The sequence below is a fragment of the Acetobacterium paludosum genome (genome assembly GCF_008086595.1).
In the GTDB taxonomy this organism is placed as follows: Bacteria; Bacillota; Clostridia; order Eubacteriales; family Eubacteriaceae; genus Acetobacterium; species Acetobacterium paludosum.
This window is the reverse complement of record NZ_RXYA01000002.1, coordinates 194,282-216,695: the sequence shown is the minus strand read 5'-3', so window position 1 is coordinate 216,695 and position 22,414 is coordinate 194,282. Positions and strand designations below refer to the sequence as shown.

The following is a 22,414-nucleotide window of genomic DNA, read 5'->3' as shown; positions in this document are numbered from 1 at the left end:
TATAATTTTACCATCGATTCAAAAACAACAATAGTGAAAGGCGGTATCAAAGACAATCTATGGATATGATTTTAATTATTGAAGATAATAAGGATGTGAACCATATGCTGGCAGAAGCATTAACCGATGCAGGTTATGCGGCAAAATCTATATACACAGGAACAGATGGCATCCGAGAAATCAAAAATCATGCCTACGATTTGATTTTGCTGGATTTAATGCTTCCCTATAAAAGTGGTGATGAGATACTCAAAGAAGTCCGGTTATTTTCGGATGTGCCGGTGATCATTATTTCCGCAAAGGAACTGGTTGGCACAAAAATCGACCTTTTGAAAATCGGCGCTGATGATTATATAACTAAACCCTTTGACTTAGGAGAAGTGGTAGCCCGGGTGGAATCCAATCTAAGACGTTCCCATCGGCAGATCCAGGAAAACAAGGTTTTTCAGCATAAGGATCTAGCCCTGGACGACAGCACCAAACGAGTGAGTGTGGGGGAGAGGGAAGTCGAATTAACCGCCAAAGAATATTTAATACTGGAACTTCTCTTAGAACACCCGAGTAAGGTTTTTACCAAGTCGAATCTCTATGAAACCGTATGGGAGGAAGATTATTTTGGGGATGATAATGCGGTGAAAACCCATGTGAGCAATCTGCGCAGCAAACTGAAAAAGGCCAATCCTCATGAAGACTATATCGAAACCGTCTGGGGATTTGGCTATCGGCTGTACAAAGCTTAAGTGATCTGTCCCACGATACTGCAAAACCAGCCTTTGTGAGGTGTCATTGTACAAAAAAACGGATTTCGAATTTGAGTTATCCTTTACCTGACATATTTTTGTCTTACTTAACCTTTTCTAAACCTTTTGATTCTAAACTAAGGTCATCGGTAATTGCAAACTATATATAAGCCGACATCAAGGGATAGACATTTCGCAATTACCACAAAAGTCAGGAAAGGATTGGTAAATGAAATGAATGATGGTGTGCTGAAAATTAACAATCTCACAAAAACCTATAAAGGCACGGATGTACTGCATAATGTGTCGATCACCCTGGAGGCCGGGAAAATTTACGGACTCATCGGACAGAATGGCGCCGGAAAAACGACGCTCATGCGGTTGATCGCAGGACTGAGTTTCCCCAAAAGTGGGAGCATTGAGCTTTTCGGTCATACCGGTGAAAAAGCATTGGAAACCGAACGAAAACGGTTGGGAGCCATGATTGAATATCCCGGTTTAACCCCTAACATGTCTGCCGGCGATAATCTTAAACTTCACAGAATTATGAGAGGCATTCCTAATAAAGAAGTTGAAGCTGAACTCCTGACCCTGGTAGGACTTGGGGAAACCGGAAAAAAGAAAGCTAAAAACTTTTCTCTGGGCATGAAACAGCGTTTAGGCATTGCCATCGCTCTGCTTGGCAACCCGGAACTTCTGATTCTGGATGAACCCATTAATGGCCTTGATCCCATTGGGGTCGTCGAAATTCGTAATCTGCTAATAAAGTTATGTGAAGAACGACAAATGACTATTTTAATTTCCAGTCATAATTTACCGGAGCTCTATCAAACCGCAACCGATTATATCATCATCCATAAAGGAGAGATCAAACAGACATTGACCCTTGAACAGCTTGAAGAAAACTGCCGACACCATATTCTTATTAGCTGTGATCAGCCGGAAAAGCTCACCAGCATTTTAGAAATGGCTTTGAATACCACCAATTATAAGGTGATGCCTGATCAGTCGGTAAAACTTTATGATTATCTGGATGATAAAGCCCTGGTGGCACGATTGATTTTTGAAAACGGGATTATTGTGACGAATTTTTCAATTGAAGGGGATACTCTGGAAAATTACTTTATTTCTGTGGTAGGGGGTGAAAGTCATGCTTAATTTAATTCAGGCTGATTTATTTAAAATGCACAAATCAATGGCCATTAAAATATTGTTTTCTATTACCACCATCAGTGCCCTGGCCATGACCGTTCTTGCATATCTATTGGAACAGGGACAGATAGATGCCGGAATGATTGGCATTGGTTTTATGTTCTCGGATGTTAATATGGTCAGCATCCTCGGTGCTGTGTTAGCAGGGGTTTTCATCTGCGGTGATTTTGACAATAAGACAATCCATGATGCTATTTCATCCGGCAGCAGCCGAGGAACCGTTATTGTGAGTAAAGCCATTGTATTTTTCTGTGGGATCGGGTTTATTTTACTTCCCTATGCCATTGTTACCGGGATTGCTTTATGGACAGGTTTTGGATTTAATATGGGGGCTGTCTCCGTGGGATTTCTGAATAACCTGACCCAGGCTAGCACAGCTGCTTTTCAAGCATCTAATCTTTTGAAATTTCTGTTGATTGCTTTAATATTGATCATTGTTTATGCATCCCAATTGAGCGTTTGTGTGCCACTTGCTTTTATTCTCAAGAAACCGGTTCTGGTGGTACCTATTTATTATGTAATTTCACTTCTTGGTGGTCAGTTGTCATTATTGGCAGCCAGTTCTCCAGGGTTTAATCGTATTTTTTCATTAACACCCTTTGGAGGCAGTTATTCGTTTTTGGACTTGAATGCACAAGCAGCAGACATTTTCAAAGCAATTTTAGTCAGTGTGATCTTCATTATAATCATGCTTGCCATTACCTATGCCGCCTTTAGAAAAGCAGAAATCAAGTAGACGCGAACCCTGATTTAACAGCCAATGTTTGATGGTGCTGCGTGCTGGAATTTCCTATAAGCCAGAGATATTGGTCTTGAAACACAATTTAGGAGTATCATATTTCTGAAATGAATGTTCAAATTTTATAATTCTCAAACATTATTAACAGAAAGGTTGGTGAAAGGATTGACGATTACATTGAGTATTTTGATTTTTTTAGTGGGCCTCCTGGCCGTTTATATTGGAATTCTTCAGTATCAGCTTCACAGCATGAACAGCCAGCTTGATAAGCGTTTGAGAGAGAAAACCAGGCAGCCATTGTCTCTGGAACTCATTAATCCAGAACTCAACTGTCTTGCCGCCAATATGAATAAAAGTCTCAAAGCCGAAGAAACCCTTCGGCTTAGCGGCATTCGTGAAGAAAAACAGTTTAAGGAAATGATTGCCAATATATCCCATGATCTGCGAACCCCTCTGACTGCCATTAAAGGCTATCAGCAACTCATGGAAAAAGAGGAATTAACCAAGGATCAACAAGCAAAACTTCACATTGCCCAAAAACACGCCGATGAACTGGGCAACCTGATTCAGCACTTTTTTGAATACTCCTATTTGTTAAATGCGGAGTCTGAACCAACAATTGAAAGTTTTAATCTGACAAACCTTGTGGCCGAATGCCTTGCAGAGTCAGTTGCAGTTTTCGAAGAAAACAATCTGTCGGTATGCTTTAAAGAAGGGCCTTCGGTCTTTGCTTTTGGAGATCAAGAAATGACCACCCGAATTGTTCGAAATCTCATTCGGAACTGTATTGCTCATTCGGCAGGGGATGTTAGGGTAGCGATTTTGGCGGAAGAATATGCGCAGATCTCCTTTAAAAATCCGGTAGCAAATCCACAGGAAATTGATGTGAAGCGGCTCTTTGACCGATTTTATACTGCAGATAAAGCCCGGGGCAAAACCACCGGCCTGGGACTTTCCATTGTTAAATCTCTTGCCGAGAAAATGGATGGCCATACAAAAGCGGATTTAGATGAATGTGAGCTTGAAATTCGGGTTGAACTGCCACTATGGGAGATGCCCTGATAAAACCCCATGGCTTGTTCAATATATTTTTGTTTTTTTAATGCCATATGAATGATCCCTGAAAGATTGAACCAGAAAATAAAGACCACCAGTGTTTTTGAAAATGAGATTAGTATAAAACACAAGCAGCAATGAGACTGAATTATGTTATCGGTTTATTCACACTTTTATTGCCAAACTTAACCGTTTCTAAACCTTTTGAAATTAAACTAAAAGTATAAAACAATTGATGATCAAAACTAATGAGAAATCGAAAATATTTTATGTTTGGGAGGCCGTTATGGAAAACAAGAGAGAAATACTGTCGGTTAAGGATTTAAATAAAAGCTATGATGCATTTAAACTGAAAAATGTGTCGCTCACCCTTCAGGCTGGTTCTATTATGGGGTTTATTGGACGAAACGGAGCAGGGAAGACCACAACCCTGAAATCCATGGTGAACCTGGTTCACTCGGATACCGGATCGGTTGAATTCTTCGGGATGGATATAAAGACTCATGAATCTGAAATCAAGCAGCGGATCTCCTTTGCTTTTGGTGGGGTGGATTATTATCTGCAAAAAAAGCTGGGGACAATTACCAACGTATATAAACGATTTTATGATCAGTGGGATGAAAAGGCCTATGAGGATTACCTCAAACAGTTTGAACTGAATTCGGACAAGAACGTTAAAGAGCTGTCCCAGGGAATGCGTGTGAAATACGGCCTTGCTCTGGCGTTATCCCACCATGCGGAAATCCTGATTCTGGATGAGCCTACAAGTGGCCTGGATCCGGTGTCTCGGGATGAAATCCTAAATATCTTTACTGATGTTGTGGATTCGAAACAGGCAAGTATTTTATTTTCTACACATATCACATCCGATCTTGACAAATGCGCTGATGAAATCACCTATATTAAAAACGGAGAGATTCTTGTCAGTGAGGAAAAGGACTCTTTTGTTGATTCCTACCGACTGGTGGAAGGATCGATGGATCAGCTAACTGAGGCTTTGAAGTCCATCATTATCGGTTGTCATGAACGCAGGGGCGAATTCTCGGGATTGATCAAAAGCAAGGATTGTGAAAATGCACAAGACATCAAGTGCTCCCCAGCCGATTTGGAATCCATCATGATTCATATTGAAAGGAGAGCATAAAGTGAAAAATTTACTTTACAAAGAATTTAAACTTGCTTTGCATCCCACCTGTTATATATTCCTTTTGATGGCGTTCATGCTTCTGATCCCCAACTACCCATACTATGTTGCCTTCTTCTATCAGACACTGGGTATCTTTTTCATTTTTGTCGGAGGACAGGCGAACAACGATGTGTATTTTACAACCCTTCTGCCCGTTCCCAAAAGAGCTACAGTTAAGGCCAGATTTGGCGTGATCATCATCATGGAACTTGCTCAAATTGCCGTTTCGATACCTTTTGCCATTCTGAGAAACAGCCTCAATCCTTTAGAAAATCAGGCGGGAATGGAAGCCAATATTGCGTTGTTCGGTCTTGTCTTGATGATGTATGCCATTTTCAACATGGTCTTTCTACCCATGGTTTATAAGACGGCCTTCAAAATAGGGCTGCCCTATGTTTTCGCCTGCAGTGCCATGGCCATCTTTGTTGGTGTTGCCGAGCTTTCAATTCAGCTTATACCAGCTCTGAAAACCACACTTGATACTTTGGATCTCCGCTATTTGCCTCAGCAGCTGGCTGTTCTTATCTTTGGAATTTTGGTATTTTTACTGGTGACTACTCTTGCTTACCTGAAATCCGCAACGCGTTTTGAAAAAATAGATCTGTGAGCGATTCAATAAAACTTATTTGAGATCAAAGAGGAGAAATTCAGATGATTGACTATTTATCATATAGTTTAGAAGTAATGGGAATTATTCTAATCGTGTGGTCATTAATTTGCCTGATTCGGGTAAAAAAACAGGATTCCTATGGTGTTGAACTTGAGGCAATCGTGGTTGAGATTCACCAAAATAAAGTTCGAACCGGGAAAGAGGTCTTCGATGAGTTTACACCAATTTTAGAATATACAATTGCAGATGGTATCTATCATGCTGAAGGACCAACGGTACAGGTGGGTACACATTATAAGCTGGGTCAGACTGTGTTAATTAGGTGTAAACCAGAAAAACCGGAAACAATCGTGACTGTTGGGGATAGAAGTGGTTTATTTAACTCGGTGCTAATTGGAATCTGTGGTTTGATGATGGAAATTTTGAGTTTCCTTTTATGATGGCCTGGGGAGATTGAAAATCCCCAGGATCCCAAATAATTTATATTATTATGGGGAATGGATAATTTTGAACTGCGTAATTTCATCAATTTTATGGCAATAAGCAATATAATAATAAGGAACGGAAATGCTTATTATGGTACCTAGGTGAATCATGAATTCAAGGTTAGCAGATTTACAAATGACTTTCTTGAATTCAGAAAGATTCAGAATTATCAAAGAAAATAAATTTAAAAAAATAGAAGCCGTGTAACCTGATTTTCCAACACTAACGGTATGAAAGATACAAATTAGCAGTTGAACCAGGGTAACTAATCCGACAAATGGCAGATCGAATGGGAATGTTACCTGATAAATAGCGAGGGCTGAAAAAAAGAGGACATAGATGGCAAAGGTAATATAAGCATTAATAGTTGCAACTATATTTGTTTCGATATATTGATTTGATGATTGCATTTGCGTATTTGATAGTATCATAAACATTAGTCCTTGTCTGAAGCATATTTTGTTATAAGTTAGTTTACAACAAAAATTTGGATGTCATATGTTAGCTTTATGTTTTATTTGTGAAGATTAAAGTATATTAATCTTCACATTGAACGATCATATATATTTTATGCATTAGACGTAAAAACGATGAGAGATCATGTTTCAAAATTATTGGCTTAATTTATAAAATGAAGTATTGATTTAGATAAATGTGAATAATACAGTAAATCAGGGGTATAATTATCATGACAACAAAAGCAAATAAATGAAGGGAGAATAGAAATGATCGATTTGGATTTAAGAAAACTGACATTTAGCGATGATCTCTATTTGTCGAAAACAACTGGGGAAGTATTGAAGGGGGATTACCAGAATGGAATTCTCGAAGTGATGGGTGACCGAGGCGAAATCTCGACGTTCGGCTCGGTTTATGAGGTGGTGCAGCCAAAATTGGATCGGTTGACCTGGCATGCAAAATATCGACCCATCAAATCGGAAATGGACGAAGTCCTCGGGTATGAGGAAATCGGAAAAGATAGCTAAAAAGAATCGAATTGGTATCAATGCGTTGAAATCCCCTTCAGGGGATTTTTTTGGTGCACCCGGTTTGATGTAATCAATTTAGGAATCATTGATGTTGTAGCAGAGCTTTTTGTAAAAAAGCAAAAGTATACAAACCTATGATTATTGGTTTGAGCGGATCGAGTTATTACCAATGCAACTGAAGTAGTGAAAATTTGTCAAAAAGGGATATAATACGAAAAATTGCATAAAATTTGAAAAAGATTATAGAGTCTTTAAATATGAGTTTTTTAAAAATACAATTTAAAAGATAAAAGGGCGAGAAGAACATCTTTTCCTTTTATCTTTTTTTTATTTATTATCTTAGAAAAAATCAGTTTTCTTCATTATAAATTAAAAAAATTCTCAAACCTCTGGTATATCTGCATTTACAGCAATCATGATTGAAAAAATCATTTAGGGCTGTAAAGAATCTGATTTTATGATAAAAGAGCTAAATTGTGAAAGAAGGAGATAGTCGCAATAAAACCAATGTTCGTAAATTGAACAAAATAACTAAAAAAAGCGCCGCTTATATGCAATAAAACGAGCATAATTTTATATAAATCAAAGAAATGTATAAAATAAGGTATACAATCGGATATTTACATGGTATGATCCGTCAAACGATTACAAAAGAATCGTTAATCCAATTGTAAGGTGGTGTAGCAAAAAGATGACATGAATTTTCAGGTGAAAACTTGTCAGTCATGTTACGTGAAAAAAACAAAAATTATAGGAGGAATATTTTATTATGGCTATAGCAGATCAAGTGTTTGGATATTTCATGCCAGTAGTGAATTTAATGGGGCCAGGTTCTGTAAAAGAAGTTGGTGAACAGGCAAAGGGTTTAGGACTAAAAAAAGCATTGATTGTAACAGATGCTGGCTTGAAAAAAATGGGTGTTGCTGATCAGGTGAAAGAAATCATTGAAGCTTCAGGGCTAAAGGTAGTTATCTTTTCAGGAGCACAGCCAAATCCAACAGATATAAATGTTCATGATGGCTTTAAGGTATTCCAAAAAGAAAAATGTGATTTAATCGTGTCATTAGGTGGCGGATCTTCCCATGACTGTGCAAAGGGGATTGGTCTTGTTGCTGGAAATGGTGGACATATAAGAGATTTTGAAGGGGTTAATAAAAGTACAAAAGCAATGACACCTCTCATTGCAATTAATACGACAGCTGGTACAGCCAGTGAAATGACACGTTTTTGTATCATCACAAACTCTGATACCCATGTTAAAATGGCAATTGTTGATTGGCGATGTACGCCAACCGTATCCATCAACGATCCAGTTTTAATGATGGGAATGCCCTCCGGGTTAACTGCTGCAACAGGGATGGATGCTTTAACACACTCAGTGGAAGCGTATATGTCAACTATTGCTACTCCGGTAACGGATTCCGCGGCACTCATGTCTATGAAGCTTATTGGCGAAAACTTGCGTCAGGCAGTTGCTAACGGTGAAAATTTTGAGGCGCGAAATAATATGGCTTATGCTCAATTTTTAGGTGGGATGGCATTTAACAACGCAAGTCTGGGTTACGTTCATGGAATGGCTCATCAACTGGGTGGTTTTTATGATCTGCCTCATGGGGTCTGTAATGCTATATTACTTCCACATGTGCAACGCTTTAATCTAAACAGTAATCCAAAACGGTTAAGTGAAATTGCCGTTGCATTAGGTGAGAATATTGATGGCCTTTCAGTGCGAATGGCGGCTGAAAAAGGATTGGATGCGATTACCCAACTTTCGCAGGACGTAGGAATTCCTTCCGGATTAACTGAGCTTGGGGTAAAGGAAAAAGATTTTGAACTCATGGCAGAAAATGCAATGAAAGATGCCTGTAGTGGTACGAATCCAAGAAAAGCAAAATTAGAAGAAGTGATTCAAATCTTCAAAAATGCAATGTAACAATTTTGAGAAAATTACTTTATCAGGTTATAAGAATCATAGCGAAAAGTTATGACTATTGAAGAAGCACAGTATCGGATAATCTAAAATTTACCGATTGGTTTGGAAGATAAAAGGAAGATAAAACATCTTTTCCTTTTATCTTCCTTTTATCTATTCCACTAAATCAATCTTACTAAAAACCGTATCCAACGACCGTCTGAAGTGGGAAGGATATCCCAACTTTTATAATTGTTATCTGTTAGTAAACAGTGTAAACTTTGGAACCGCCGTATACCGAACGCGTACGTACAGTAGTGGTGTAGGGAGGACGACTGATCATAGCTCCTACCGATTGCAAATGAAAATATAATCTATTTAGGCTAAATATTGCACTCGATTTCTCCCACCAGTTTTTGCATGATACAGTGCTTTGTCTGCAGTTTTGACTAAATTTTCATGGGTAGAACCAACATTTGGAATCATACATGAAACTCCGATGCTCACAGTAACACAATTCTTCACTAAAGAGCCTTCATGGGGAATGGCAAGGTTATCGATTCTTTTTAGCAGCCAATGCGCGATATTTATGGCTTCTTCTTTCTGGGTCTCAGATAAAAGCACAATAAATTCCTCGCCGCCGTAACGAACCACCATATCGGTTGGACGGGACAGAGAAGTTCTAAGTGTTTCCCCGATTTTCATCAAACATTCATCACCGGCTATGTGACCATACTGATCATTATAATTTTTAAAATAATCGACATCAATAAATAACAACGCTATTGGATTTTGCTGTTTCAAGCACCGAAGCCATTCCAATTGGATTGCTTCATCATATTTACGTCGGTTCCATAGCTCGGTCAGCGGATCTCGCAGCGAAAGTTTTTGAAGTTCGTGATTGATTAGTTCCAATTCAAAATTCTGCTGTTCGACTTTTTCGTTTGAGGCGGTCAGCTCTCTTGTCCGTTGAGAAACTAGGTCATCCAGATGATCATTCATTGCGGTCAATTTTTCACCCATTTCGGTTTTGTATTCTAAAGAGTCAGAGAAGCTCTTTGCCAGCAGCAAAGAATTGGCAATTGCGAAGATCAATTGACCGGATGAACTGTAATCATCATCTTGAAAGATCATTTTAAATAAGGGCGGCCAACTATCGTTGATCCATCCGCTAAGGGTGACAATATCGATGAGACTGGTTGATGCCAGAATCAGACCACCCAAGAGAAAAAGCCAACTGTCTTTTTCTTTATGTAGGACTACTTTTATGAGCCTGGTTAATAGATAAATAATTATGAAAATACTCCATATCTGATAAAAGGGATTGATGATGGTAAAAACGTTTGTCGGGGTAAGAAGAACTACCACGGCATAAACCATTGCTAGGAATTGAACCATCTTGACGATTAAGGAATGTAAATAGTGAGGAAAAACTGACCTGAAAAACAGAATAATCACTGGTAACGCCAAATAGTAGGCCAGGGTCTGGATCTTACGGGCGATTTCAAAGCTCAAGTCTGGGAAAAGAAAGAATAGATAGGATTCACCAACCATTAAAGTTCGAATTGCCACCAGAATACAAAACAATCCAAAATACAGCGGGGCAGGGTCTTTTTTACTAAAGAAAAATAATGCCAGATGATAAATACCAATTATTATTAAAGCGCCAAAAATGAAAAGTTCATAAGCAATACCATTATAGCGTAATCCAAGGATCTGGGTTTCTCCGCCAAGTTGGATGCTGTTGAGCAGCCCCCCGCTGGGCATAAAAAAATTAGAAATCTGAATGACAATTTCATTTTCTCCCGGCTGGGCTTCAAAGGAAGCAATCTGCGGCAAATATTGAGGAGTCATTGTATCTCTGGTTTTCCCTATTTCCCCAGCATTTGCGATCAAATTTCCATTGACCCAAAGTTTATAGGCCGTGCGGACTTTAGGAATCTTTAGTGCCAGAATTTCTTTTTCAGAGGATATAAACTTCAATCGATAGGTTGCATAGCCGCCGCCGGAAATTTGCTCATTATTTAGTTCATATTTATTCCAAGAGGAAGGGAAATTTACATAACCACTCATGGCGCTCTGTTCCAATTCGCCAGGTTCCAGAAGCTGATTCCAGTAAAATTCCCATTCGCCGTCTAAAGGAATTACTTTATTTTCCAAACTAACTTGACTGAAATCAAGAAGACCTTTTTCAGCTTCTTGATGGGGTGCTGAAATTTGATTGGAACATCCTCCCAAAAAGGGAATCATTAGGATGATGATCAGCAGTAATATTTTATGTTGGCGCATGGGATGCCTTCTTTCTGGTAAAATTATAAAATCAATGCGAAGTAGAAAATCACACTGGTTCAAACAAAAAAAAGTCGTAATGCTTTGCAACTCTATTATATTGCTTTATTATACAGCTAGAAGCTCAGTATAGTCAATCGGGATAGCGCTTTTGATTCACAGTTTTAAATAAATCTTCGGCAAATCAGCCGATTTTTTCAGACGCGCCAATTATAAATAATTAATGGCGTTTTATCAGCTTTCGATTATAGGCAGAATTATGGTATAATATAAAGGTAAAAGGTATCGGATTGAATCGCGTATTACTCCTTAGTAAATGCTTTTAACAGCCGATCTTATCGGATCTGTTGTACAGAAATCAGGTTGATCGTTTACAAAAGAGAAATCAATTAATAATTGTGAATTAAGAAATGGAGAATGAATGAGTATTTTAAATGTCGAAAATCTTTCTCATGGTTTTGGCGATCGAGCGATTTATAATCAAGTCTCGTTTCGATTGTTAAAAGGAGAACATATCGGTTTAATCGGTCCAAATGGCGAGGGTAAGTCCACGTTTATGAATATTGTAACCGGAAAGCTGATGCCGGATGAGGGCAAGGTGGAATGGGCCAAGAATGTGCGGGTTGGTTATCTGGATCAGCATGCCATTTTACAAAAGGGAATGACAGTCCGGGATGTACTGACTTCAGCCTTTGAATTTTTGCTGGATATTGAAAGTCGGATTGGTTTTCTCTATGAAAAAATGGGTGAAGACAGTCCCGAAGAGCTGGAAAAGAGTTTGGAAGAAGTGGGAGACCTCCAGGAACTGCTGGAGTTTCATGACTTCTATCTGATCGATTCAAAAGTGGAAGAAGTCGCGAAGTCTCTGGGTCTGAATGAAATTGGCTTGGAAAAAGATATTACCGAGTTAAGCGGCGGCCAGCGGACAAAAGTGCTGCTTGGAAAACTACTGCTTGAAAAACCGGATATCCTGCTATTGGATGAACCGACAAACTATCTGGATGAACAGCATATTGAGTGGTTAAAGCGCTATCTGAATGACTATGAGAATGCATTTATTCTGATTTCCCATGATCTGCCTTTTGTCAATCAGGTAATTAATATCATTTATCATATGGATAACCAGAAACTGACGCGTTATGTCGGGGACTATGGTAAATTTCAAGAAGTGCTGGCAGCAAAAAAAGACCAGGAACAGGCGGCTTACAACCGACAGCAAAATGAAATTTCGGAGTTAAAAGACTTTGTTGCCAGAAACAAGGCCAGGGTGTCGACCCGGAATATGGCCATGTCCCGACAGAAAAAGCTGGATAAAATGGAAATCATTGAGCTTTCAGCTGAAAAGCCGAAACCCAGATTTCATTTTAAAGAAGCCGGTTCAACAGGACGGCGCGTTTTTGAGACCCATGATTTAGTCATCGGTTATGATGAACCACTGTCGAAACCGCTTAATTTAACTATGGAGCGAAAACAGAAAATTGTATTAACTGGAACAAATGGAATTGGTAAAACAACCCTTTTAAAAAGCATTCTGGGATTGCTTTCGCCGATCGGGGGCACCGTAGAGCAGGGCGAAAAACTGGCAACCGGCTATTATGAACAGGAAATGGATCAGAATATCAGCACCAGCTGCATTGAAGAAGTATGGAATGAATTTCCCGGATTGAATCAGAATGAAGTGCGTTCTGCGCTGGCGCAATGCGGACTGACAAGAAAGCACATTGAAAGTATGGTCAGGGTGCTGAGCGGTGGTGAGCAGGCGAAGGTACGGCTGTGCAAACTGATCAACCGGCTGACAAATGTACTGGTTCTTGATGAGCCGACCAATCATCTCGATGCCGATGCAAAAGCCGAACTGAAGCGTGCGTTGACAGAATATAACGGCGCTATTCTCATGGTTTGCCATGAACCCGAATTTTATGAGGACTTTGTCAGTCAGGTATGGGATTGTTCGCAGTGGACCACCAAAGTTTTTTAAATTAAAAGAAAGACCTTATTTGACAGACTGCCAAATAAGGTTTTTCATATTAATTATATTAAAAAAGTCGAGAAGATAGCTAATGAATGCGCTAGTTAGATGAGCTGTTCTTTACTCCAACACAGGGAATCTTTGATTTCATAAACAAATTCCATGAAACTAGGGATATAAGAGAGAAAATGGTGATCAGCAAGCCCAGACCGAAGACAATATTTCCTGATGGAATTGATGCCAGGGCCATGCCGATGCTTCCTAAAACGGTGAATAGCGTGCCCATGACGGAGGAGACGGAGCCAATATCACTTTCTTGTTGATCCAGCAGCAGGTTAGAACTGAAGGGACGCATTACGGCACCCGATAAAGACATGAAAAGGAATGAAATCCAGAATAATATCGGCGTTAAGGTGCCCAGGGTCATGACTAAAACGCCGCTTAATGTTGCGAGGGCTAAAATCATTGAAGCAAAGAGCTTTTTATTCATATTGCTGAGAAATTTGACATAGATAAAAGGTCCGGCGATGGACAGTAATGCATTAGCAGCAAAGAAATAGCTGTAAAACTGAGCACTGAGGCCAAAGTAATCTACGTAGACATAGGATGAAACAGCAATATAACCCATAAATGGAAGCGTACTTAAAGCAAATATGAGGGCCGGGATAATAAAGCTCTTGTTTTTGCTGACAACGACCAGGCGCCCGAGGGAACCAAACAATGTTCCCGTATATCGTTCTTCATCTTTTAAGGTTTCCTGGAATAAAATGGAAAAGCCCAGGTTAACGAGACTGATGATTGCAAGGGCCCAGAAGGAGCCTCTCCAATCAGAAAAGCTTAGAATTAAGCCACCAGCAATGGGTGCAACCATGGGTGCAAGCCCGGAAATGGACTGACAAATGGCTAAAATCGATTCTCGTCTTTTTCCGGAGTACGAGTCCTTTACAACCGCCATGGAAACCGATGTAATTGCTCCAGAACCGATCCCCTGAAGGATTCTGGCGGCAATCAGAAAGTAAATGTTTATCGACATCGCACAGGCGATGCTGCTTGCCGCATACAGGAGGCTTCCCACTAAAAGAATGGGTTTGCGGCCGTATTTGTCACTGAGCGGACCCCAAAATAAAATGCCAACGGCATAAAATAAGAAAAATGCGCTTAAGGTTAGATTTGTAATGGCGGAACTGCTTCCGAAATATGAATTCATACTCGGCAGTGCCGGCAGATACATATCTGTTGAAAGAGGAATAAACATGTTCATGAGCGCCATAAAAACGATGAGTCCTTTATGTCCCAGATATTTCTGTTTATTTCCAACTTCCAGGTTGAGCTGGTTTGGTGATTGAGTCATTAATATTTCTCCTTTAAATTTCCTGAATATTTTTATAGACGGTTTTTAATGATGTGTGCAACTCTCTGATTTGATCGTTTGTCAAGTCCTGTATCATTTTTTGTTCAATTGTTTTTCGGAAATGTTCCATCGAACAAAAGAGATTGATACCTTTATCGGTTAGAAAAATATTCTTCACCCGTTTATCCTTTGAATTTGTTTCACTTCTAATAAAGCATTTTCCCTCTAATCGGTTTAAGATACCAATAATTGTAGGATGGGTTACTTCAAAAAAGTCTTCAAGATCTTTCTGAGAGGTTGTTGCCTCATTATGATCATGTAGATAAAAAAGAATACGAGCCTGAGATAAAGTCAAATCGAACTGTTTAAGGGTTTGATTGGCTTTTTTTTCAATACATTCATTAATAAGTTTTATAATAAATCCGATATCATCATGTTGTTGCATCGTTGTCCTCACTAAATATGTAGCATGCTACAATTATATAAAGAAACAGTAAAAAGGTCAATAATTAATAATGACTTTTTTAAACCTGAAAACCATATCATAAACTAGAAGCTCGCTCCTCTGGCAAAGGCTGGTGGTTTTGCGCTGAGGTAGACGGATGAAAATTAAAGGTCATGCTTTTACAGCCCATCGCAGTTTAGCAGAACGTGCGCGACCATTGGTACTGCATTCTTCTGCCGAGGGCCGAATAGGACCGGGAGCTATTTCACGATAGACGCCTTCACGAAAAAAGCGCTGAAAAGATTTTTTAACAAGACGATCTTCTCCTGAATGAAATGAAAGGATTGCGATGCGTCCGCCCTCAGCAAGGGCAGCAGGAAGCTTTTCCAAAAATTCGTACAACACTTCAAATTCATCATTGACATCAATTCGTAACGCCTGAAAGCATCGTTGACAGGATTTTTTTATCGCATCTTTACTATTGCATCCTGGAATTGATTGAAGTGTATCGTTGATAATTTTCTGAAGCTGCGTTGTTGTGGATATACTGATTCCTTTATTACGTTGGGAAATAATTGCGTCAGCGATTGCGGCGGCGTTAGGCTCATCCGCGTTTTCGACCAACATCCCTTCTAATTCATCCTGGGAAATAGTTTTTAAACGATCCGCGGCAGATATCCCTTTTTCAGGATTCAGGCGTAAGTCTAATGGCCCTTCACTTTTAAATGAAAATCCTCTTTCGGGATTGTCGATCTGCATTGAAGAGACTCCCAAATCTGCCAATACAAAATTCAATGGCCCTGATTCTAAAGCAATTTGATCAATAGCGGAAAAGTTCATCTGCTTGATGGTTAAAATATCAGAGCCATAGCCTAAGCTCGCTAAGCGCTTTTGGGTGCGGGGCAACTCAATCGAATCGACATCTGTTGCGTACAAGTGTCCCTTTGAATCTAAACATTTAAGCATCTCCAAAGTATGGCCGCCAAAACCAAGGGTGGCATCCAATCCTGTCTGCCCAGGTGTGATTTGCAGGAATTCCAATATTTCTTTAACACAAATTGAACGATGCATACCGGCAGGGGTACTGCCCTTTTGAATAACTTTTTCCACCGTCTCAGCATATTTTTCTGGTTGTAGTTCCTTATACTTATCTTTATAAGCTTTTGGGTGAGTGCCTTTATATCGCGGACGTCGCTGATGTTTTTGCTCTTGATTATCCATTGCGTGACACTAGAAATTTAGCGTGTGCAAATTCGAAATTTGAAATGAATTTCATATAATATGTTGTGCGCATTCTTTTTTCCACCTTTTTAATAGTTTTTTAATGTTGTTGAAATATTATAATACCAAATACAACTCATAAAATCAAATTCACAGCAAAAAAGACATGCTTTTTTAGCCGTCGATTATTTCTTTAAGGACAATGTGGCGATTATAATGTTACAATATTTGCTGAATAATAATGGAGTGGGGGAGTATTGAATCAGCGATTGAATCAGTAATGAGCAGTGAAAAAATAACAATATCGGTGTAATGAAAGCACTGACAATTAATGGAGGCAAATATGAATAAATTATTATCGATGCAGGATATCACCAAAAAATATAACACAAGTGAGGAAAACCTTGAAATGCTTAAACACATCGAATTTTTAGTGAACGAGACGGAGTTTGATTCAATTCTCGGTTCAGCTAAAACAGGAAAACAGCCGATGATGACGATCATCGGCTGTTTAGACGTATCGGCTTTTGAACAGTGCGAGCATCAGCAAGTACCAGTTGCTTCAAGCTTATTGGTGCATTGCGAAGTATCTAGAAAGGTGTCAGCATGAAATATATATCCTTTGTAGTTCCCTGTTATAACTCAGAAGACTATATGAATCGCTGTATTGATTCATTATTATGTGCCGGAAATGATGTGGAAATCATCATCATCAATGATGGTTCAACAGACAAAACACGTGAAATAGCTGAGGATTACAGCATCAAGTATCCAGACATGATCAAGGTTATCAACAAAGAAAATGGCGGTCATGGTTCAGGCGTAAATGTGGGGTTGGAAAATGCAACCGGGATTTATTTCAAGGTTGTGGATTCCGATGATTGGTTGGATCGGCAGGCATTGGACCGATTGATGTTCAGAATTAGAGATTTTTGTCTAAAAAAACAGAGTAATCCCGGAACTATCATTCCAGATTTGTTCATTTGTAATTATGTTTATGACCATCTGTATGAAGAAACGCATCATGATATCTCTTACAAGAATGTTTTGGATGACGAAAAATTATGCAGATGGAAGGATATTGGCAATTTTAGAGCATCTCAGTATTTGCTTATGCATTCGCAAATTTTCAAAACAGCAATTTTAAGAAAAAGTGGGGTAAAACTGCCAGAGCACACGTTCTATGTTGACAATATTTTTGCCTACCAGCCGTTACCCTATGTTGAGCACCTATACTATATGAATGTTGATCTTTATCACTATTTCATAGGCAGAGAGGATCAATCCGTGAATGAAGATGTCATGCTCAGCCGGATTGATCAGCAAATCCGGGTAACGGAACGGATGCTGACCTGTGTCGATTTACATGCCGTGAAAAAGAATGAACCGAGACTTGCGGCGTATATGTATCGCTATCTGTCAATTATTATGTCCATCACCAATATTTTGTTGCTGATGATTAATTCTGAAGAATCGATGCTGCAAAAAAACAAATTGTGGAACGAGATCAAGTCACGCGATAAAAATCTTTATCGTAAACTGAAATATACATCAATGAGTGGCTTAACTAATATGCCCGGTTCCGTCGGCAGAAAACTGTCGATTTCCGGTTATCGCGTTGCTCAAAAAATTTATAAATTCAATTGATGCTACCGGCATCGGAAAGGAGGGGCGGATGGCTGTAAAAGTAAACAAAAAGTTGATTTATTTGCTCTTTTTCCTGTTCGTCATGGGTCTGACGATTTATACAATGCTACAGGGCAATGACATTGGGGAGATCCTGATTGCTATTTCCAGTATGAATGTCGGCTATCTGTTCCTTGCTATTTTGGCGGCTCTGATTTTTGTTGTCCTCGAGGCCGTCATCATTTGGTATTTAATGCATGGTCTTGGTGAAACAAACAGCATGCTTCGATGCATTGCTTATTCTTTTATCGGCTATTTTTATTCATCCATCACGCCTTCCGCCCTAGGTGGACAGCCAATGCAGCTCTATTATATGAGAAAAGATGGAAACTCTTTATCGAATAGTTCGGTGATATTAATGATATTGGCACTGTTTAGCAAGCTGGTACTCGCTCTCATCGGCGTTGTGCTGTTGGTGTTTTGGTATGCTCCGTTGACTTACTATCTCAAGAGCTTCATGGCTTTATATTATCTGGGCTTGGCACTCAATATCATATCCGTTGTCGTTCTGCTTGCCGCCATGTTTGTACCTGGGATTGTGCGTCAAATCACTCAATCTGTTGACGGATTTTTGATTAGAATCCATATCCTTAAATTATCAAAGGAACGCCAGCTGAAAATTGAAAGCTTTATTGAAGGTTACCATGGCGCCGTCAATTTTTTAATGCTGAACAAAACGAAAATTCTGGTTGTCTTCATCTTGACGTTTCTGCAGCGTAACTGTCTGTATATTCTTACTTATTTTGTATATAAGGGATTTTCCCTGAGTGGGACTTCTATGGTCACGGTGGTGCTGCTTCAGGCGGCGATTTATGTGGCCGTGGAAATGATGCCCCTGCCGGGGGCTCAAGGCATTACCGAATTGATGTACTACACCGTATTCCAGGGAGTATTTACCAGTGCCTTGTTAACACCATCACTTTTGGTTACCCGAGGGTTGGACTTCTATTTTCTGGTGATCATCAGTTTGATTGTTGTCGTTGCCAAGTCGTTTCTGTTGAAAAAAGATGTAAAATCAATAAAAATAGAAAAAAAAACGAATAATCTAGAAGAACCGATCATTTAAGTCTAAAAGCAAAGATCAAAGCTAAGAAAAGGACGTCAGATTGCAAGGCTGCCGCTTCATGTTATATATTACTTCCTTGCAAAACTTAATATATGAGGAAATTATATGAAATTCAACTATCTCATCGTCGGAGCGGGTTTGGCGGGACTGACCTTTGCCAATCTGTTGGCTCAAAATGAAAACAACAAAATTCTGATCATCGAAAAAAGGCAACATATCGGCGGAAATGCCTATGATAGCTACAATGCCAACCATATCCTGATTCACAACTATGGCCCCCACATCTTTCATACCAATAATCAGCAAGTTTGGAAATATCTGAGCCAATTCACCGAATGGCAGGATTATCAGCATCGCGTTTTAAGCTTTGTGGACGGACAGTTTATTCCCATGCCGATTACGCTGGAGACCATTAATCAGTTGTATAACACCAACCTTTCCCAGTTTGAAATGGCGGATTTTATCGAAAGCCAAAAGGAAAAGGTGGAGCTGATAAAAAGCAGCGAGGATGTGGCCTTAAGCAATGCCGGCAGAGATATCTATGAAAAATTCTTTATGAACTACACCACTAAACAATGGGGCGTGTCGCCGAGCGAACTGGACCCGTCAGTAATATCCCGGATCCCTTTCCGGTTCAACCGGGATACCCGGTATTTCACAGATCGTTATCAGGGGATTCCCAAAGCGGGTTATACTAAAATGTGTGAGCAGATGATCGATCGCCTGAATATCAAGGTGATGCTCAATACTGATTACAAGGAAGTGACCGACGCGATTGACTATGACAAGATGATCTACACTGGACCAGTTGATTATTTTTATGATAATCAATTTGGTAAACTGAAATATAGGAGCGTCCGTTTTGAAATGGAAGACCATGATTGCGAATCTTTTCAAGATGCAGCGGTAGTTAATTATCCCAACGATTATGATTTCACGCGGATTACGGAATATAAAAAAATAACAGGACAGCAACACCAGAAAACAACAGTCATGAAAGAATTCCCCGGCGACGGAGAAGAACCTTTTTATCCATTTCCAACAAAAGAATGGCAGGAACTCTATTTAAAGTATAAAGCCAAAGCTGATGTTGAAGAAAATGTCGTTTTTGCCGGCCGGCTCGCCGAATATCGCTATTACAATATGGATGTCGTCGTTGCTCGAGCGATGGAGGTTGTTAGTGAATTGAAAATTTTGGAATCAGAAAAATAGTGTTCTGAAAAATAGACTTGATCCTATTGCATCTAATCAATTGGGGCATCCTAAATAAGACTATTTCTCCGATGAAATTATTACAGTATTATGGCAAGACTTTTTTATCGTATCTTTACTATTATTGCCAGGAATTGATTGAAGCGTATCTTTGATATTCTTTGGAGCTACGTTGTTGTTGATATACTGATTCCCTTTTTCCCTTAGTAAATAATAGCCCTCGCAATTTCTGGCGTGTTAGGTTCATCGGCGTTGATGAATCAGATAAGATCGCATTTGGTTATCTGGCAGTCTTTGCCCAATTTATGTGACCGGTGTTTCGGCCGAGATGGTAGCAGTAACGTTGGAAATCGGTTAGATGGTAATCGAGGTGTCATGTTATTTAAAAACAGTTTTTTTTGTGAGTATAATTATTATGGGGATCACAGTGGTGCTCAATGATTTAGGATTGCATGCACTTGAAAAGAAACGTGTATACTGGAAGGGATATCAATATTTCATTCAAAACGATCTAGATACTTATTGACGATAAGTATCTAGATCGTTTTGAATGAGATTTTTGAGCTAATCAATGTTTGAGAATAACTGCAACGATTGATACAATTGAAGAAGTTGGGTTAGAAGACAAGCGATATTCGAAAAAATAATATACTGTTATACTATAAAAAAAGCGGTAAAGAATCTCCCAATATTAGATAAATATATCTGATATTTAAAGGTCAACTTTGCCACTTTATTTTTTTAAAAAGAAGCGCCTATGAGCAGACCAAGAATGGCTCCGTAAATAGCAGTTCGATGTGCCTTTGAAGTGATAGGGCAGCTCCCGTTTGGACAGCCAACCAATTTGTAATAAAGCAACCCCAAAACTCCGCCTAAAATTGTACCAATAATCATGTGTATTGTCATTTTCTTCTCCTAATTCGTAATTAATTCGATGCCTTTATTCAAAGTGTCTTCATCAATGGCACCATGATAACTTTTAACAATATCGCCTGCTGCATTTATAAATAAGGTGGTAGGTATGGATGATACGCTATAAGCTACAGCGCCTTCCTGCTTTGTATCAAAGTAAACAGGAAAATCAAAACCCTGTTCGGTTACATATTGAAGTCCTTTATTTTTTGTCTCCCGTTCTCCATCCACAAGATCCACCATTAAAAATACGACCTCATCTTTTTTATCGGAGTAGACGGCATTAAAGTGAGGCATTTCGCTTTTGCATGGTGGACACCAGGAAGCCCAGAAGTTAAGAACAATAGGGTGTCCTGAAAAATCAGAAAGCTTAGCAGGGTTCCCATCTTTATCAAAAAAGGTAAAGTCTGGCGCTGATTCTTTAGTGGTGTTTTGTGAGGTGTTTTCTTTATTTTGGGAGAGGTCTTCAGAAGCAAATCGTGATGTCAGAAAAGTGTATCCCCAATATGCAATACCCAGGAAAGCAGTGAAAGCGACGATACTGATAATCAGTGTTATTTTTTTATTTTTCATTGGTTTCTCCTTAATAAGATAAAATCGAAAGAAAATATCCCATTGTGCTGGTAGCCATTAAAATACCAACGATCACAAGAAGTCCTCCAGAAATCAGATTGATAATTCGATAATTACGTTTAATAAAATCAAAAGTTGATTTTAGGCGGTCAATTAAGATCGCACTGAGCATAAATGGAATTCCAAGTCCCAAAGAAAATGAAAAGAGCATTAATATACCCTTTAAAGTACTCCCGCTGGAAGTGGCTAACATCAAGGCTGAGCCTAAAAAAGTACTCACACATGGTGTCCATCCAATGGAAAAAACGATTCCGAATAGAACAGAAGATAAAAATCCAACTTTGAAAATTTCAAAGTTGATTTTTCGGTTGCCATTAAGAAATGGGAGGTGCAATACGTCCATAAAATTTAAACCAAAAATAATGATAATGATTCCACCAATCAAATTTACAATGGTACTATACTCAATCAAAAATCTTCCGATACCCCCGGCAAACGCCCCAAGCAAAATAAATACGAAAGTAAACCCAAGTACGAAGCCAAATGCGTTGATGATAACAGTGAACTTACTATCTGCTTGGGTTTGTCCAGTGAAATATGAAATATAGATGGGCAGCATTGGTAAAAGACAAGGTGAAATGAAAGTAATGATACCTTCCAAAAATGATACAAAATAATTCATGCAGGCTCCTTGTAAATTTATTTGCAGATTGAAATATTACAAAATCAGTTTAATTTAAGTACCTTTATTTTAACAAAA

General features: G+C 39.1%; 21 protein-coding genes. 14 read left to right on the top strand and 7 right to left on the bottom strand.

The window, feature by feature from the left end:
* Positions 1–59 precede the first annotated feature (59 nt).
* The 9 genes from FZC41_RS03155 (at position 60) to FZC41_RS03115 (ending at position 8,951) form a co-directional block, all read left to right on the top strand.
* Positions 60–740, top strand: a complete 681-nt coding sequence (locus FZC41_RS03155) for a response regulator transcription factor (RefSeq protein ID WP_148565928.1) — start codon at positions 60–62, stop codon at positions 738–740.
* A 234-nt stretch (positions 741–974) separates the two neighbouring features.
* A complete protein-coding gene (locus FZC41_RS03150; RefSeq protein ID WP_148566036.1) occupies positions 975–1,898 on the top strand; it encodes an ABC transporter ATP-binding protein in 924 nt (307 codons plus the stop codon).
* Positions 1,891–2,688 (top strand): ABC transporter permease, encoded by a 798-nt coding sequence (locus FZC41_RS03145; protein ID WP_148565927.1) that lies wholly within the window; start codon positions 1,891–1,893, stop codon positions 2,686–2,688. The genes FZC41_RS03150 and FZC41_RS03145 overlap by 8 nt, the downstream gene beginning before the upstream one ends.
* A gap of 159 nt (positions 2,689–2,847) precedes the next feature.
* Entirely contained in the window at positions 2,848–3,753 is a 906-nt protein-coding gene (locus FZC41_RS03140; protein ID WP_311135820.1) for a sensor histidine kinase, read from the top strand.
* 280 nt (positions 3,754–4,033) lie between these two features.
* Positions 4,034–4,891, top strand: a complete 858-nt coding sequence (locus tag FZC41_RS03135) for an ABC transporter ATP-binding protein (protein WP_148565925.1) — start codon at positions 4,034–4,036, stop codon at positions 4,889–4,891.
* A 1-nt stretch (position 4,892) separates the two neighbouring features.
* Positions 4,893–5,540 (top strand): ABC-2 transporter permease, encoded by a 648-nt coding sequence (locus FZC41_RS03130; protein WP_170253829.1) that lies wholly within the window; start codon positions 4,893–4,895, stop codon positions 5,538–5,540.
* Between the two features lie 44 nt (positions 5,541–5,584).
* Entirely contained in the window at positions 5,585–5,983 is a 399-nt protein-coding gene (locus FZC41_RS03125; RefSeq protein WP_148565923.1) for a DUF3592 domain-containing protein, read from the top strand.
* A 771-nt stretch (positions 5,984–6,754) separates the two neighbouring features.
* Positions 6,755–7,015, top strand: a complete 261-nt coding sequence (locus tag FZC41_RS03120) for a hypothetical protein (RefSeq protein ID WP_148565922.1) — start codon at positions 6,755–6,757, stop codon at positions 7,013–7,015.
* Positions 7,016–7,787: 772 nt separating this feature from the next.
* Positions 7,788–8,951, top strand: coding sequence for an iron-containing alcohol dehydrogenase (locus FZC41_RS03115; protein WP_148565921.1), 1,164 nt, complete (start codon positions 7,788–7,790; stop codon positions 8,949–8,951).
* Positions 8,952–9,308: 357 nt separating this feature from the next.
* Here FZC41_RS03115 and FZC41_RS03110 read toward each other — a convergent pair whose 3' ends face one another.
* Positions 9,309–11,219 carry a sensor domain-containing diguanylate cyclase gene (locus FZC41_RS03110; RefSeq protein ID WP_148565920.1) on the bottom strand — a complete coding sequence of 637 codons (1,911 nt, stop codon included), beginning with the start codon at positions 11,217–11,219 and terminating at the stop codon, positions 9,309–9,311.
* Positions 11,220–11,640: 421 nt separating this feature from the next.
* On the opposite strand from FZC41_RS03110, the gene FZC41_RS03105 reads away from it, so the two are divergent.
* The gene (locus FZC41_RS03105; protein WP_148565919.1) at positions 11,641–13,197 is read left to right on the top strand and encodes an ABC-F family ATP-binding cassette domain-containing protein; all 1,557 of its coding nucleotides are present in this window, start codon (positions 11,641–11,643) and stop codon (positions 13,195–13,197) included.
* Between the two features lie 91 nt (positions 13,198–13,288).
* Here the strand turns inward: FZC41_RS03105 and FZC41_RS03100 are convergent, their stop codons facing one another.
* The 3 genes from FZC41_RS03100 to rsmH form a co-directional block, all read right to left on the bottom strand.
* Positions 13,289–14,539, bottom strand: a complete 1,251-nt coding sequence (locus FZC41_RS03100; RefSeq protein ID WP_148565918.1) for a multidrug effflux MFS transporter — start codon at positions 14,537–14,539, stop codon at positions 13,289–13,291.
* 13 nt (positions 14,540–14,552) lie between these two features.
* Positions 14,553–14,984, bottom strand: coding sequence for a MarR family winged helix-turn-helix transcriptional regulator (locus tag FZC41_RS03095; RefSeq protein WP_148565917.1), 432 nt, complete (start codon positions 14,982–14,984; stop codon positions 14,553–14,555).
* A 171-nt stretch (positions 14,985–15,155) separates the two neighbouring features.
* Positions 15,156–16,205 (bottom strand): 16S rRNA (cytosine(1402)-N(4))-methyltransferase RsmH, encoded by a 1,050-nt coding sequence (gene rsmH, locus FZC41_RS03090; protein WP_148565916.1) that lies wholly within the window; start codon positions 16,203–16,205, stop codon positions 15,156–15,158.
* Positions 16,206–16,548: 343 nt separating this feature from the next.
* Between rsmH and FZC41_RS03085 the strand changes: the two genes are divergently transcribed.
* From FZC41_RS03085 to glf, 4 genes are all read left to right on the top strand, one after another.
* The gene (locus FZC41_RS03085; protein ID WP_148565915.1) at positions 16,549–16,815 is read left to right on the top strand and encodes a hypothetical protein; all 267 of its coding nucleotides are present in this window, start codon (positions 16,549–16,551) and stop codon (positions 16,813–16,815) included.
* Positions 16,812–17,852, top strand: a complete 1,041-nt coding sequence (locus FZC41_RS03080) for a glycosyltransferase family 2 protein (protein WP_148565914.1) — start codon at positions 16,812–16,814, stop codon at positions 17,850–17,852. Before FZC41_RS03085 ends, FZC41_RS03080 begins: the two co-directional genes overlap by 4 nt.
* A 28-nt stretch (positions 17,853–17,880) precedes the next feature.
* Positions 17,881–18,957 carry a lysylphosphatidylglycerol synthase transmembrane domain-containing protein gene (locus FZC41_RS03075; protein WP_148565913.1) on the top strand — a complete coding sequence of 359 codons (1,077 nt, stop codon included), beginning with the start codon at positions 17,881–17,883 and terminating at the stop codon, positions 18,955–18,957.
* A gap of 105 nt (positions 18,958–19,062) precedes the next feature.
* Positions 19,063–20,169 carry a UDP-galactopyranose mutase gene (gene glf / locus FZC41_RS03070; RefSeq protein WP_148565912.1) on the top strand — a complete coding sequence of 369 codons (1,107 nt, stop codon included), beginning with the start codon at positions 19,063–19,065 and terminating at the stop codon, positions 20,167–20,169.
* Between the two features lie 741 nt (positions 20,170–20,910).
* Here the strand turns inward: glf and FZC41_RS03065 are convergent.
* From FZC41_RS03065 to FZC41_RS03055, 3 genes are read right to left on the bottom strand one after another with little or no spacing between them, the layout of a single operon-like run.
* Positions 20,911–21,075, bottom strand: a complete 165-nt coding sequence (locus FZC41_RS03065) for a DUF6132 family protein (protein WP_148565911.1) — start codon at positions 21,073–21,075, stop codon at positions 20,911–20,913.
* Positions 21,076–21,084: 9 nt separating this feature from the next.
* Positions 21,085–21,654 (bottom strand): TlpA family protein disulfide reductase, encoded by a 570-nt coding sequence (locus FZC41_RS03060; protein ID WP_148565910.1) that lies wholly within the window; start codon positions 21,652–21,654, stop codon positions 21,085–21,087.
* A 10-nt stretch (positions 21,655–21,664) separates the two neighbouring features.
* The gene (locus tag FZC41_RS03055) at positions 21,665–22,336 is read right to left on the bottom strand and encodes a cytochrome c biogenesis CcdA family protein (RefSeq protein WP_148565909.1); all 672 of its coding nucleotides are present in this window, start codon (positions 22,334–22,336) and stop codon (positions 21,665–21,667) included.
* Positions 22,337–22,414 lie beyond the last annotated feature (78 nt).

Coding starts and splice junctions, on each gene's coding strand:
- FZC41_RS03075 (WP_148565913.1), top strand. CDS start 17,881: ATGGCTGTAAAAGTAAACAAAAAGTTGATTTATTTGCTCTTTTTCCTG.
- FZC41_RS03095 (WP_148565917.1), bottom strand. CDS start 14,984: ATGCAACAACATGATGATATCGGATTTATTATAAAACTTATTAATGAA.
- FZC41_RS03080 (WP_148565914.1), top strand. CDS start 16,812: ATGAAATATATATCCTTTGTAGTTCCCTGTTATAACTCAGAAGACTAT.
- FZC41_RS03125 (WP_148565923.1), top strand. CDS start 5,585: ATGATTGACTATTTATCATATAGTTTAGAAGTAATGGGAATTATTCTA.
- FZC41_RS03110 (WP_148565920.1), bottom strand. CDS start 11,219: ATGCGCCAACATAAAATATTACTGCTGATCATCATCCTAATGATTCCC.
- FZC41_RS03150 (WP_148566036.1), top strand. CDS start 975: ATGAATGATGGTGTGCTGAAAATTAACAATCTCACAAAAACCTATAAA.
- FZC41_RS03120 (WP_148565922.1), top strand. CDS start 6,755: ATGATCGATTTGGATTTAAGAAAACTGACATTTAGCGATGATCTCTAT.
- FZC41_RS03065 (WP_148565911.1), bottom strand. CDS start 21,075: ATGACAATACACATGATTATTGGTACAATTTTAGGCGGAGTTTTGGGG.
- rsmH (WP_148565916.1), bottom strand. CDS start 16,205: ATGGATAATCAAGAGCAAAAACATCAGCGACGTCCGCGATATAAAGGC.
- FZC41_RS03100 (WP_148565918.1), bottom strand. CDS start 14,539: ATGACTCAATCACCAAACCAGCTCAACCTGGAAGTTGGAAATAAACAG.
- FZC41_RS03135 (WP_148565925.1), top strand. CDS start 4,034: ATGGAAAACAAGAGAGAAATACTGTCGGTTAAGGATTTAAATAAAAGC.
- FZC41_RS03055 (WP_148565909.1), bottom strand. CDS start 22,336: ATGAATTATTTTGTATCATTTTTGGAAGGTATCATTACTTTCATTTCA.
- FZC41_RS03105 (WP_148565919.1), top strand. CDS start 11,641: ATGAGTATTTTAAATGTCGAAAATCTTTCTCATGGTTTTGGCGATCGA.
- FZC41_RS03155 (WP_148565928.1), top strand. CDS start 60: ATGGATATGATTTTAATTATTGAAGATAATAAGGATGTGAACCATATG.
- FZC41_RS03085 (WP_148565915.1), top strand. CDS start 16,549: ATGAATAAATTATTATCGATGCAGGATATCACCAAAAAATATAACACA.
- FZC41_RS03145 (WP_148565927.1), top strand. CDS start 1,891: ATGCTTAATTTAATTCAGGCTGATTTATTTAAAATGCACAAATCAATG.
- FZC41_RS03115 (WP_148565921.1), top strand. CDS start 7,788: ATGGCTATAGCAGATCAAGTGTTTGGATATTTCATGCCAGTAGTGAAT.
- glf (WP_148565912.1), top strand. CDS start 19,063: ATGAAATTCAACTATCTCATCGTCGGAGCGGGTTTGGCGGGACTGACC.
- FZC41_RS03060 (WP_148565910.1), bottom strand. CDS start 21,654: ATGAAAAATAAAAAAATAACACTGATTATCAGTATCGTCGCTTTCACT.